General features: G+C 60.3%; 12 protein-coding genes and 1 pseudogene. 3 read left to right on the top strand and 10 right to left on the bottom strand.

The annotated features are described in order from the left end of the window. A pseudogene (locus CF137_RS13325) lies at positions 1-286 on the top strand (arginine:ornithine antiporter); the annotation flags it as partial. A 112-nt stretch (positions 287-398) separates the two neighbouring features. Here the strand turns inward: CF137_RS13325 and CF137_RS13320 are convergent. Continuing rightward, a complete protein-coding gene (locus CF137_RS13320; protein WP_162515936.1) occupies positions 399-1,238 on the bottom strand; it encodes a sterol desaturase family protein in 840 nt (279 codons plus the stop codon). A gap of 203 nt (positions 1,239-1,441) precedes the next feature. Here CF137_RS13320 and CF137_RS13315 point away from each other — a divergent pair, with 203 nt between their 5' ends. After that, the gene (locus CF137_RS13315; protein WP_139719586.1) at positions 1,442-2,233 is read left to right on the top strand and encodes a substrate-binding periplasmic protein; all 792 of its coding nucleotides are present in this window, start codon (positions 1,442-1,444) and stop codon (positions 2,231-2,233) included. A gap of 108 nt (positions 2,234-2,341) precedes the next feature. On the opposite strand, the gene CF137_RS13310 is transcribed toward CF137_RS13315, so the two are convergent. The 3 genes from CF137_RS13310 to CF137_RS13300 form a co-directional block, all read right to left on the bottom strand. Continuing rightward, positions 2,342-3,085: an amino acid ABC transporter ATP-binding protein gene (locus CF137_RS13310; RefSeq protein WP_139719584.1), complete on the bottom strand. Its 744-nt coding sequence runs from the start codon at positions 3,083-3,085 to the stop codon at positions 2,342-2,344. 89 nt (positions 3,086-3,174) lie between these two features. After that, positions 3,175-4,134 carry an amino acid ABC transporter permease gene (locus CF137_RS13305; RefSeq protein WP_101321456.1) on the bottom strand — a complete coding sequence of 320 codons (960 nt, stop codon included), beginning with the start codon at positions 4,132-4,134 and terminating at the stop codon, positions 3,175-3,177. A gap of 100 nt (positions 4,135-4,234) precedes the next feature. Further along, positions 4,235-5,035, bottom strand: a complete 801-nt coding sequence (locus tag CF137_RS13300; RefSeq protein ID WP_162511900.1) for a transporter substrate-binding domain-containing protein — start codon at positions 5,033-5,035, stop codon at positions 4,235-4,237. Positions 5,036-5,546: 511 nt separating this feature from the next. Here CF137_RS13300 and CF137_RS13295 point away from each other — a divergent pair. Then, positions 5,547-6,680, top strand: a complete 1,134-nt coding sequence (locus CF137_RS13295) for a GGDEF domain-containing protein (protein WP_139719582.1) — start codon at positions 5,547-5,549, stop codon at positions 6,678-6,680. A gap of 92 nt (positions 6,681-6,772) precedes the next feature. Here the strand turns inward: CF137_RS13295 and uhpC are convergent, their stop codons facing one another. From uhpC to CF137_RS13265, 6 genes are all read right to left on the bottom strand, one after another. Further along, positions 6,773-8,107 (bottom strand): MFS transporter, encoded by a 1,335-nt coding sequence (gene uhpC, locus CF137_RS13290; protein ID WP_139719580.1) that lies wholly within the window; start codon positions 8,105-8,107, stop codon positions 6,773-6,775. Between the two features lie 21 nt (positions 8,108-8,128). Continuing rightward, the gene (gene uhpB / locus CF137_RS13285) at positions 8,129-9,649 is read right to left on the bottom strand and encodes a signal transduction histidine-protein kinase/phosphatase UhpB (RefSeq protein WP_139719578.1); all 1,521 of its coding nucleotides are present in this window, start codon (positions 9,647-9,649) and stop codon (positions 8,129-8,131) included. Then, entirely contained in the window at positions 9,646-10,236 is a 591-nt protein-coding gene (gene uhpA / locus CF137_RS13280) for a transcriptional regulator UhpA (protein WP_101325220.1), read from the bottom strand. Before uhpA ends, uhpB begins: the two co-directional genes overlap by 4 nt. A 194-nt stretch (positions 10,237-10,430) precedes the next feature. Next, on the bottom strand, positions 10,431-10,826 hold the full coding sequence (gene rnk / locus CF137_RS13275) for a nucleoside diphosphate kinase regulator (protein ID WP_101347491.1): 396 nt from the start codon (positions 10,824-10,826) through the stop codon (positions 10,431-10,433). Positions 10,827-11,070: 244 nt separating this feature from the next. Beyond that, positions 11,071-11,808, bottom strand: coding sequence for a substrate-binding periplasmic protein (locus CF137_RS13270; protein WP_139719576.1), 738 nt, complete (start codon positions 11,806-11,808; stop codon positions 11,071-11,073). Between the two features lie 82 nt (positions 11,809-11,890). Next, positions 11,891-12,577 carry a hypothetical protein gene (locus CF137_RS13265; protein WP_139719594.1) on the bottom strand — a complete coding sequence of 229 codons (687 nt, stop codon included), beginning with the start codon at positions 12,575-12,577 and terminating at the stop codon, positions 11,891-11,893. Positions 12,578-12,591 lie beyond the last annotated feature (14 nt).

Below are 12,591 nucleotides of genomic sequence, written 5' to 3'. Positions count from 1 at the left end.
CCTGCTCAAGCTCTCGTGTAGTGGCGAGAGTGAGGGCGGGCAGGGCAGGGTCCTAATGCGGGCGGTGGCGCTGGTGGCGAGCGGTTATGGCTTCTGGCTGCTCTATGCCGCCGGGGTAGAGTATCTGCTGCTCTCCTTACTGCTCTACGGGCCGGGTTTGCTGCTGTTTCTCTACAGCCGCCGTCAGCTGGGGGCGGATCTGCGCCTGAGCGGCCGCGAGCGATGGCTGGCCGGAGTGACCTTGCTGAGCCTCATTCCCGCCGTCTGGTCGTTTGCCCATCTCTGATATCGAAGCTGTGACTGACCATAAAATAGAGCGCCACAGTGGCGCTCTCTTTGTTATCAGGGACTTGTTATCAGGAACTTGCTATCCGGGAGTTGCTATTCAGGACGAGGGCTCAACGGCTGGCTGGCCCGGCCGGTTTGCCAAACAGCACGGCGAGCTTTTGCCGCCACGGCAGGCCACGGGCATCGCGCAGCATGTCGCGCCATTCGTGGAAGGTGAGGGTGAGGGGGTTGAAGCTGTGGATCGGTTTGGTGATGCCAAAACGGCACGGCTCGGCCGGGTCTTCTTCCACAAAGGTACCAAACAGCCGATCCCAGATGATCAGCACCCCGGCGAAGTTGCGGTCTATGTACTTGGCATTGCTGGCGTGGTGCACCCTGTGGTGGGAGGGGGTGTTGAAGATCCACTCAAGCCGACCAAGCTTGCCCACCACCTGGGTGTGGACAAAGAACTGAAAGCCCAGGCTCAGCAGCACAGTGGCGACCACCGTCTCGGGCGGGAAGCCGATGACAATCATCGGGATCCAGAACAGCCACATGCCGGAGACCGGATACATCAGGCTCTGGCGAAAGGCGGTGGAGAGGTTGAGCTGCTCCGAACTGTGATGCACCACATGGGAGGCCCACAGCCAGCGCACATGGTGGCTGGTGAAGTGGAACAGCCAGTAGCAGAGATCCTGCAGTAAGAAGAGCAGTAGCACGCTCCAGAGGTTCAGCTCGATATCGAACAGCCGCCAGCCCCAGAGGGTGTCATACAGGTAAACGATGGCGATGGCCGCCAGCGCATCCCCTCCTTGATGCATCAGGGCCAGAGCGGCGTTGGCGAACAAGTCTCGCCACTGGTAGGTGGCAGTGGGAAAGGCGGCGCCATGTTTGCGCAGGTAGAGCATCTCCCAGCCGATAAAGGCCAGAAAAATCGGGGAGAGATAGAGCAGGAGCAGTTGCACATCCATAGCGGCCATCCATTCAGAGCAATTGCTCTCCAGCATAAAGGATGGCTTTAATATTTCATTAACATTTTATCGGCGCGGTAGCCTGGTACATGTCGGGACGCCAGCTGGCGGGTTCATCGTGACTGAAAGTTGCAACAGGCGCTCAGGAAATGACATGAGCTGGCTATGCTTGATGCAGGCTGTGTTGCGGGAGTATCGGGCTTATGCGCTTATGGATTTGTTTATTGCTGGTATTTTGTAGCGGCATTCACGCCAAGACCCGGGTCGAGATCCTGGCGGATGCCGCCTATCCCCCCTACTCCTGGCAGGAGGGAGAGGAGGTAAGGGGCATCTATGCCGACATCATCCGCGAAGTGACCGCCTCCATGAGTGACTATGAGGTGGTGCTCAAACCCATGCCCTGGCGGCGGGGTCTGAGCATGATCGAGCAGGGGGCCGCCTTTGCCATCTTTCCGCCCTACTACCTGCCCGATGCCCGCCCCTATATCTGGCCCTACTCCCAGCCGATGCTCGATGAAGAGCTGGTGGTGATGTGTGGCGCCAGTGTGGCGGCCAATACCCCGCAGGCCAGGTTTCCGCTCGACTATCACGGCTTGCGCTTTGGCATGAACGCCGGATTTTCCATTGGCGGCGATGCCTTCTGGCAGGCGGTGAAGGAGAAGCAGATCGACGTGGAGGAGGTGAAAAGCAACCGGGAGAACCTGCTCAAGATTGTCCGTGGCCGGGTCGATTGCACCGTCAATGATCGCCTCTCCCTGCTCTATGAACTGCTCAACATGATCAAGGGGGATCAGCTGGCGGTGGCCGATATGTCCCTGCTCAAACAGGGGCCGGTGCTCAGCAAGGAACAGGGGTTTCTCGGTTATAGCCGCAAGGGGGAGTATCCCTACAAACAGGCTTTTATCGAACAGTTTGACAAGGAGCTCTATCAGCTCAAAAAACGTGACGGGGTGAAAGTGATCGTGGAGCGCTATCTGGGAAAGTCCCCGCGCTGAGCCGATGAGATGGGGACTCGGGTTCAGCTGGGTTGAGTCTGCTCCAGCGTGACGCATAACAAGAGGGACCTTGCGGTCCCTCTTCGTTTATCCCTCTTTGAGTGTTGGCTACAGCACCTGACTCAGGAACTGGCGCAGGCGCGGGGAGGGGGGATTGTCGAAGAAGTCGGCAGGCTTCTCATCCACCAGCAGTTCGCCACTCTCCATAAAGAGCACCCGATCCGCCACCTCGCGGGCAAAGCCCATCTCGTGGGTCACCACCACCATGGTCATCCCCTCGCGGGCCAGCCCTTTCATCACATCCAGCACTTCTCCCACCATTTCGGGGTCCAGTGCACTGGTGGGCTCGTCAAACAGCATGATGCGCGGCTGCATGGCGAGTGCCCGGGCGATGGCCACCCGCTGCTGCTGACCGCCGGAGAGCTGGGAGGGATAGCTGGCCGCTTTCACCGACAACCCTACTTTCAGCAACAGCGCCTTGGCCCTGTCTTCGGCATCACGGCGCGACAGGCCGCGCACCTTTTGCGGCGCGAGACTGATGTTGTCCAGCACATTGAGGTGGGGGAAGAGGTTGAAGGACTGAAACACCATGCCCACCTCTTCCCGCAGCTTGTTGACGTCGCCCGGTTCGGTCAGGCAGATGCCATCGACCACTATGTTGCCGTCGTTGATGGTCTCCAGCTGGTTGAGGGTGCGCAGGAAGGTCGATTTGCCCGAGCCGCTGGGGCCGACGATCACCACCACTTCCCCTTCGGCCACCTGGGTGCTGACATTTTTCAGGGCGTGCACTTCGGTGCCGTAGAACTTCTCTACTCCGGTTGCCTTGATAATTGGATCAGTTGCTGTACGCATATTTCGCCTCCAGAAAACGAACCGTGAAGGTGCTGGGAGTGTCGGTGATGGCAGCACTTCTCGACTCCTGTTGAGCCTTGATAATGGGATCAGTTGCTGCGCGCATATTTCACCTCCAGACGACGAACCAGGAAAGAGAGGGTGCCGGTGAGCACCAGATAGAGCAGGGCGACGGTAAACCACACCTCGAACGGGCTGAAGGTGGAGCTGACCACCTCGCGCCCCGCCTTGGTCAGATCGGTGATGGAGATGACCGAGACCAGCGAGGAGTCCTTGATCAGGTTGATGAACTGGCCCGCCAGCGGCGGCAGCACCCGCTTGAATGCCTGCGGCAGAATGACGTAGCGCATGGTCTGGGCCGAGGTCAGGCCAAGGCTGCGACCCGCCTCCATCTGCCCCTTGTGGATGGAGCTGATACCGGCGCGCACGATCTCCGCCACATAGGCGCCGGTAAAGACCGCCAGCGCGGCGACCCCGGCGGTGAAGCGATCGAGGTTCAGCACTGTGCCGATAAAGAAGTAGACGATGAAGATCTGCACCAGCAGCGGCGTGCCACGGATGAGCTCTACATAGGTGACCGCCAGATTGCGCAGGGCGGGGTTGGGGGAGAGGCGCGCCAGCCCGGCCAGGGTGCCGAGCAGGATGGCGAAGATGCCCGCCACCAGCGAGAGCTTGACGGTGACCCAGACGCCCCAGGCGATGGGACCAGCGGTCCAGCTCAGCTGGGTGTCGAGGGTATCGCCCCGGAAGATGGTATCCCCTTCGGCGACTTGTACGCCGGTGCTGGCGATGGCTTGCCGCACATTGGGGTCGAGATCGTCTTGCAGGAACAGCTTGCCTTGTTCTGCGCTGGTGGTGCCGGCAATTACGGTGCCGTCAAATTCGGCCAGATTATTCTGCTCCGCCTGATAGGCGATGTATTGGGGAATACGTTCCCAGCGCCAGGTGTAATCCACGGACTGGACAGCCTTGTAGATGCCGAAGACGGCAACCAGCAGCATCAGCAGGAAGACCCCATGCCAGAGCAGCTGATTGGGCTGTTTTTCCATCTGTCTTGTCGCTTTGGGTGTGTGCACAGTCACAACCTCTTCTCGTTATTGTGGGGGGCGCTGCGTGGTGCAGGGGCGGCAAGGTGCCGCCCCCCGGAGGTTATTTGAGCTGGTTCAGCCAAGCGTTGGATTCGAACCACTTCTTGTAGAGACGGTCGTAGCTGCCATCGCCCTTGATCTGGCGCAGGTAGTTGTTGAACCAGTTGAGGGTGTCCTGATCCCCTTTGCGGATGGCCCAGGCCAGCGGCTCGAAGGTGAACGGCTTGTCGAGGTGTACCACGGCGCCCTGATTTTGAGAGGCGAAGATGGCGTTGTAGGGCAGGTCATAGACAAAAGCATCGACCTTGCCGTTGATCACTTCCAGCTTGGCGTCATCCTGGGTTTCAAACTGCAGCAGGGTGGCTTTGGGGATCAGGCGCTTGACCGCCTGCTCGCCGGTGGTGCCGAGCTTGACCGCGATCTTGTACTTGGGATCGTTGAGGTCGGTGAAGGATTTGATTTCGCCCACCTTCTCTTTGCGCAGGACTATGGTCTGGCCGACCACGATGTAAGGATCGGCGAAGTTGACCCGCAGGTTGCGCTGGGGAGTGACGGTCATGCCGCCCATGATGACGTCGAACTTGTTGGTCAGCAGCGCCGGAATGATGCCATCCCAGGCGGTGTTGACGAACTCGACCTTCACCCCCATCTCTTTGGCGACCATCTTGGCCAGATCCACGTCAAAGCCGATGTATTGGCCCTGCTTGTTGGTCATCTCGAAGGGTTGATAGCCCGCATCGAAGCCGACCCGCAGCACGCCGCGTTCGAGCACTGCATCCAGGGTAGAAGTGGGAGCCGGGGTCGGGGCCGCCGTGGCGATCCCGCAAAACAGCAGGGTAGAAAGAATCAGTTTTTTGATCATAAGTGACGTCTCTGTCGGTGGTGTGTTCGGCCTTGAACCTGATCCCGTGCGACTCCGTGGCACAAGAGACTGCTGCATCCGGCAACAGGCAAGACAGGATGAATGTCTTGAACGGGACAAAAGCCCCATATGAGATGCTATGAATAGTGGTTGAGTGAAAAATGTACCAAGAACAGATTGTGTCAGAAGACTCAACAGGTTAGAGACATTTATTGCCCATGGCTTCATTCATAAAATCACACGAAAACAACATATCTATCTAATGGGGTGGGTTCAAGCCCAAATTATGCTTAAGACATTTTGTTACACTGCGAGGGGCTCGCATGTGGCTTTAGTCTGGTGGATCTCGTCAGCGGGTATGCATCGAGCATCTGGTGACGGTATGGCGATAGTGATATGGCAGCGTGAAAACAGGTGAACTGGATGTTTTTATTGTGAAAACGGTCAGGGCCCTCTGGGTCTTGGCAAACGCTTCTCATATACTCAGTTACCCTCTCTGCATGGCTTTGGTATGGACGCCTCACTACTGCTCAAGCTGGATATTTTTACTTTGATGATCATGGCCTTATGTGGCTATTGTCTCGGTTTCCTCACTCTCACCATCATTCGCGTGACTCACCATGATATTCCCGGCATCGGGGTCTGGTGGTGGTCCAGCCTGTTTGCCATGCTGGGTCAGGCGGGATTCGCCAGTCTGCTGCTGACCCCCACCCCCTATGGCTCCTGGGTTGGCAATGTTTTTCTGATTTTTCATGTGTTGTTGCTGCTGGTCGCCCAGCGCTGCTTCTTCCGTCAAGCGCCCGGCTGGCGTGCCTGCTGGGGATTCATCTTGCTGTTTGCCATCATCATGACCTGGTCGGTCGCCATCGATGGCCGGATTGCGGTGCGGGTGATGATCAGCAGCGCCACCTTCCTGGTGCTCAGTGCGCTCATCATCTGGCAGCTTTGGCGTCACGGCCGACCCGATTATCAGGTGGCGGTCTGGGTGCTGATTGGCCTCAATCTGGTACTGATTGCCATGACCCTGATGCGGATGTTTGCCGTTTGGGGCGAGGTGATCGAAAGTCCGTTCCAGCGCCAGTTGTTCAACGTGTTGCCCTATGTCTCCATGCTGGTGGGTAGCTCCATGCTTACCTTCGGGGTGCTGCTGCTCTGTAACCAGCACCGGGCGCTGGAGTTGCGCTATCAGGCCAGTCATGACCTGCTGACCGGGTTGTTCAATCGCCGTGGTTTTATGGAACGTCTGGCCCGGGGACGGCCTGCATCGCAGGGGGCGCTGGTGGTGCTCGATCTGGATGACTTCAAGCAGATCAACGATCGGCATGGTCATGAGGTGGGCGATCGGGTGCTGGAGCGGGTCGGGCTGTTGCTGCGCGAGCGGGAGGGCGTGTTGGCCGGTCGCTTTGGTGGCGAGGAGTTTGTGCTGCTGTTTCGCCATGTCACCGCAGACGAGGCGAGCGCCCGGTGCCAGTCACTGCTGGTTCAGCTCGCGGCCAGCGAGGTGGAGGGGATCCATATCACCGTCAGCATGGGGGTCGCTCACTGGCAGGGGGAGTGGCACTTTGACCGCCTGTTCCGCCGCGCGGACGATGCCCTCTATCGGGCCAAGCGGGAAGGGAAGAACCGGGTCTGTCAGGCTGCCTGACGCAGGGATGGATTCAAGGATAAAAGCAGGGCGCGGTGATCCGCGCCCTGGCTGTTTCCGCTTGCAGGATGTGGCTTGCCAGACGCCATCCGTTACTTTGACGCGGTTTGAGCCGTTCTCGGTGCCTGTGCCTTGAGAAAAGGCAGCAGCAGCAGGGCCGAGACGCCCGCCGCCACCGAGATCACCACAAAGAAGCCGTTCCAGTGCCAGATCTCCATCACCTTGGCCAGTGGATAGCCCGACAGCGCAGCCCCCATGTAGGCAAACAGGCCGACAAAGCCGGTGGCCGCTCCCGCCGAGTTTTTGTGGGAACACTCCGCCGCTGCCATGCCGATCAGCATCTGGGGGCCGAACACGAAGAAGCCGATGGTAAAGAAGCAGGCCGCCTGCATCACATAGCTGAAGAAGGGCATCAGCCACAGCGATCCCACCGCCAGCAGGATCCCCACCGCAAAAATGAGGTTCATCGGGCCACGGTTGCCGTTGAACAGCTTGTCCGATCCCCAGCCCGCCACCAGCGCGCCGATAAAGCCCCCCACCTCGAACATGGAGATGGCCGAGTTGGCGCTCATCAGATTGAAACCGCGCTGCTCAGTCATATAGAGATTGCCCCAGTCATTGATGGCGGTGCGCACCACATAGACCAGCACGTAGCAGCAGGCGAGCAGCCAGATATAGGGGTTGCCCAGCACATATTTGCGCAGGATCTGGCGGTGGGAGAGCCCTGCATCCTGGGTCTGCTGGGCCAGCTCCATGGCGTCCTTGCGCCATTCGCCCACCGTGGGCAGCCCCATGGCGCTCGGGGTATCCCGCAGCCGCCAGCAGAGGAACAACCCCGCGACGATGGCGATAAGGCCGGGCACTATCATGCCGTAGCGCCAGCCATGTTGCAGGGCAATGGTGCTGACGATGAGGGGGATGAGCGCCCCGCCCACGTTGTGGGCGGTGTTCCAGGCTGACCACCAGACCCCGCGCTCGGTGCGCGAATACCAGCTGGTGAGCAGCTTGGAGCAGGGCGGCCAGCCCCAGCCCTGGAAGAAGGCGTTGGCGACCCAGAGGGCGGCAAACATCCAGAGGGCTGACGATAGGCCGAACAGGATATTGATGACGCCGGTCGCCATCAGCCCGATCCCCATGAAGTAGCGCGGATTGGCGCGGTCGCTGATGATGCCGGAGAAAAACTTGGAGCAGCCGTAGGTGAGATAGAACAGGGTCCACAGCATGCCGATGTCGGACTTGTCCAGCATGCCGCTCGCCAGCATGTCCGGCATGGCGAAGTTGAAGCTCTTGCGGGTGAAGTAGAACACCGCGTAGCCCAGATACATGGTCAGTAGCAGATGCAGTCGCCAGTGGCGATAGGTGGCATCGATCTCGGCCTGCTCACGAATGAGCGGCTGGGGCGGCGCGCTTCTCATAAAACTCAGCACAGGTTGGCCCTTTGGTGATGATTAGCCATGACTCTCCTCCCGTTTGCGGCTGGGCAGGTTGACCGTCAGCTGGGTGCCGTGGATGCAGGAGAGCTGCAAGCTGCCGCCGAGCGCCTGCACCCGCTCGCGAATACCGAGCAGGCCATAGCCCTGTTGCGGGCGACTCTGTGGCAGGCCGCGGCCATCATCTTCCAGCACCAGTTGCAACTGCTCGCCACTGGCCCGAGCGCGAATGGTGACCGAGTTGGCATTGGCATGTTTGACCACGTTGTTGAGCCCCTCCTGACAGACCCGAAACAGGGTGACCCGCTGGGCATCGGAGAGATCCCCATCCGCCAGCTGCCACTCTAGTCGGGTGACGATGCCGTGGCGCTCCAGCTCCAGCTCCCGCAGCAGGGCGCGCACCGCCTGCTCCAGGGTCATGTCGTCGAGCTGGCGCGGGCGCAGCCGACCGAGCAGACCGCGCACCGCGTCATAGATCCCGAGCGACAGGGTATCGATCAGGGCGCTGCTCTGGCCCACCCCGGCGTTATCGGGGGCAAGGCGGCGCACGATCCCGGCCTGGGTACGAATGGCGGTGATGGTTTGGCCGATATCATCGTGCAGCTCGCGGGCCACCTCCTTGCGGATGCTCTCTTCGGTCTCCAGCAGCCGCTCGGTGAGCTGGCGATTGTGGGCGAGCTGGCGGGTTAGCGCCTGATTGAGTTCCCGCTGGCGCTGGATCCCGGCGCCGAGCAGCAGGCCGGTGAGGCTCTGGGCCAGCAGGGAGAGCAGCAGATCGAGGGGGTGATCGTGCCAGGCTTGGCTCGCCAGCAGGGCGATGGTGTTCATCAGGGTGGCGAGCAGCGCCCCCTGCCAGCCGTAGCGCCACGCCATGGCGATGATGGGGATGGCCAGACAAAACGGGGTGAAGCGCACCAGCGAGTTGGGCAAGCCCAGTTGCAAGCCAAGGCTCAGGATAAAGAGCAGCAGATACCAGACCAGATGGCGAAAGCGCCAGTCCACCGGCTGATCCACTAGGGCAGGGCCCAGCGGCACCCAGGTGGCGCGGGTGAGGTAGTGCCAGATCAACATGCAGGTCGTGGTGAGGGTCAGGCCGCCGGTGAGGGTGAGCAGCAGGGCCGAGAGGCCATCTTCCCCCACCAGATACCAGAGCAGGGCTTGCAGCAGTGCCGCCGCCGTGACGGTGGCCAGCAGCAACAACAGTTGCTGCCAGTCGTTGTATACCTGTTGGCGGCGGGCAATCCACAGGGGCAGCAGGGTGAGCACACTGCCCACGATCAGCCACTGCCAGTGGGGCAGCCCCACCTCCAGATTGAGCCAGTAGAGCAGCAGCCCTTCGCACAATAGCAGCGGCGCCCAGTAGTGGCCGGGGCTTTGCAGCAGCAACCCGAGGCGCAGGCCAAAGGGGAACAGCAGCACCGCCAGCGCCGGGCCACCTGCCAGATGCAGGCTGATGCTCCACAGGCAAAACCAGCCGGCGGCAAAGATGAAGCTGGCCGCCAGGGCGATGGCGACATAGCTGGCCAGACGGGAGATCACCAGCTATCCAGCATGCGGTGGGCCAGCTCGACGTTGTTGCTGACCTTGAGCTTGTCCATCAGGTTGGCGCGATGAACATGCACCGTCTTGGGGGAGAGGCCGAGTTGCTCGGCGATGGCCTTCACTTCCAGCCCCTGTGCCAGCAACTGGGCAATCTCCCGCTCCCGATTGGTGAGGGGATCCCGGCTGCTGCTGGCCAGTTTCTGGGCGATGTCCGGCGTCAGGTAGCAGCCACCCAGAGCCGCGGTACGCACGGCGGCGATCAGCTCGTCCGGGCTGCAGCGCTTGGAGAGAAATCCTTTGGCACCGGTTTGCAGCGCCTGCTCGATCAGCGCCGGGCTGTCGTGAACCGACAGCATCACCACCGCCAGACCGGAGGGGAGCAGCTTGAGCAGCTCCAGCCCCGATTGGTCTGGCATCGAAATGTCACAGACGCAGACCCGCGCACCGCTGCCGGGCAGACCGGCAAGGGCGTCACTGGCGGAGCCGAATTCGGCGACCACCTGCAGATCGGGCTCCAGATTGAGCAGTTGGGCAAAACCGGATCGGACGATCTGGTGATCGTCGATAAGGGCAATTTTTATCATGATGTCAGCCTGAAATTCGGTGCGTCATGACCATGACGCGGCCAACAAGATACCTGCCCCCCGAGTCAGGCTCAAGCAGCAGCAGGAAAAGGGGCTAAAAACCGGGGGGCAAGGTGAGCAAAGCTTGATCGGGATCAGCTGGCAAGGGCGGCCAAGCGGGCCGGTCAACTAAGGGGATGACCGGCCTTGGATATTCAGCGGTGCAGCTCGCCGGCGCGCTCCGGCTGATAGACCACTTCCAGAATTTCTACCTCGATGGTGCGACCGGCCGGGCCGGGCCAGGCGATGCCGTCGCCCACTTTCAGGCCAAGCAGGGCGCTGCCCACCGGCGCCAGTACCGAGATATTGCTATCGTCACCCTTGGCATCGCGCGGGTAGACCAGGGTGAGGCAGAACTCGTTGCCGCTGCTTGGCATCTTGAAACGCACCTTGCTGTTCATGGTGACCACGTCCGGCGGCATGTCGGCCGGTTCGCGGATCTCGGCGCGGTTCAGCTCCTCTTGCAGGGCCAGGTGCTGGGGATGGTTGCCGAGCAGTTGTTCGATACGGTCCAGATCAAGGCTGGAGATAACCAGATGAGGTTGCTTCATAAGATATTCCTTATCAATAGCGCAAAGGGCCAGGCTGACTTGGGCAGACTGACCATCACACTGGATGTCAAAAAATGGATGCTACAGGGTCAATAAAGTGAAAATGCCATGCCCCCAAACGACTCGCGGCCGAAGGAGCGAGGCGGGGGCTCAGCAGGGTGTGAGCAAATGCGAAGAAATAGCGAGTATTTTCATGGGGCTACCATAACCATTCTGGCCAGCATTGGCAACCGCGATTGAGTGACTACTCAGGAAGCTGATAGTTGTACTGGCGGATGATCCGCGCCAGCGAGCCATCACGGCGCATCCCCTCGATGGTGGCTTGCCAGCGCTGCGCCTCCTTGAAGGGGAATGCCTTGTTTGCGGCCAGATACAGCTGGGTGTTCATCAGCACTTCCCCGCGAACCAGCTGTTGTGGCGATAGCTTGTCCTGTTGTTGGGCATACAGGATGACATTCCACGCGGCGACCCAGGCATCAATGCGACCACGATGGAGTTTATGAGCGTTCAGTTGCTCGTCTGCCACCGTTTTTCCCTGGATCCCGACGCGCTGTTTGAGCAGATGTTGACCAAATGAGTAGCGCAGCACGCCCACATCAAGGGTGCGTAAATCGCTGCTCTTCAGCTGCGTTGGGTGAAACCGGCGGTCGCTGACGATAAGAAATTGTTCATCCAGGATTGGGGTGATCCACTGGTAGAGGTGTTCTCGTTGACTGCTGCGAACGGGCGGTATCATCAACACATCCTGGCGATGAATGGTTTGGGTCAGGGCTCGTGGCAATGGCATCAGCTCGATAGTGAGCGGCTCCCCCAGTCGGCGGGCGGCTTCTTCCATGATCTCGATGGCGATGCCGCCAGGCTTACCATGGGCGGACTGAATGACGTAGGGGGGCAGGTCGGCAGCTACCAGCACAATAGCCTGGACTCCGGTGTTCACCAGCATTAGCAGTAGGGTAAGCAAGGGCAGGCAGAGAGCGCGCATCAAGGTCATTAGCCAGAGTTGAATGTTCAGAGTGTAACATTCCTGTCAGCGATGTCTGTCCGCCTGCAGAGGGGTTGAGATCTCAGTCGAAGAAATCCCGCAGATCGCGCACTTCGTAATCAGCGAGTTGCAGCCAGGGGAGCTGCGCGGGCAGCTTGCGCAGGGTCACCGCCATCCGGTAGCTGCGATAGCCGTCAAGACTTGCCGACTCTACTACCAGCGGGATCTGCCACTGACTCGACCAGAGGATGCGGGTTCGTTGCCGACCTTCGCGTTTTTCATACCAGCGGGCCTGCTCGGGAGCAGCTTCATCCAGCGGTGTCATCCCCTCCAGCAGCGCCGGGTTGATGAGATGGCGGATCCGCGGCCAGTCGGGCTTGAAGGCCACCTGGCCATACTCTTCCACCGGCACCTCCACCAGCTGGTTATGCCAGCTGTCGGCATAGCGCAACTGAAGTTCACCCTCATCACTGCGGCTGACCCAGCGGGCGGCCATCTGGTGAGTAAAGTGCTTGTGGCCGGGGGTGGCGTCGTGAGTGGCGTGATAGGCACGGGCAAGGGGGAGGGGAATGAGCCGCTGGCTCCACACCTGATTGCCCACGCGCAGCCACCTCTCCTGCCAGACGCTCTCTCTGGCGATGCCATCGCTGCCAGTGACCCGGTCGTGATAGCTGATCCGGGCGGCGAGATCCGGGGGGGTATCATCGGCATGAAGGGGGAAGCTAAGGGCGCTGCCAAGCAGCCATATTGAAAGCAAAAGTCGTATCATCATCTGTCGCTCGA

Origin of the sequence: Aeromonas sobria, assembly GCF_006243315.1 — a bacterium.
GTDB classification, from domain to species: domain Bacteria; phylum Pseudomonadota; class Gammaproteobacteria; order Enterobacterales; family Aeromonadaceae; genus Aeromonas; species Aeromonas sobria_A.
Note: the sequence above shows the minus strand (reverse complement) of the source record. Positions and strands in the feature narration are given on the sequence as shown.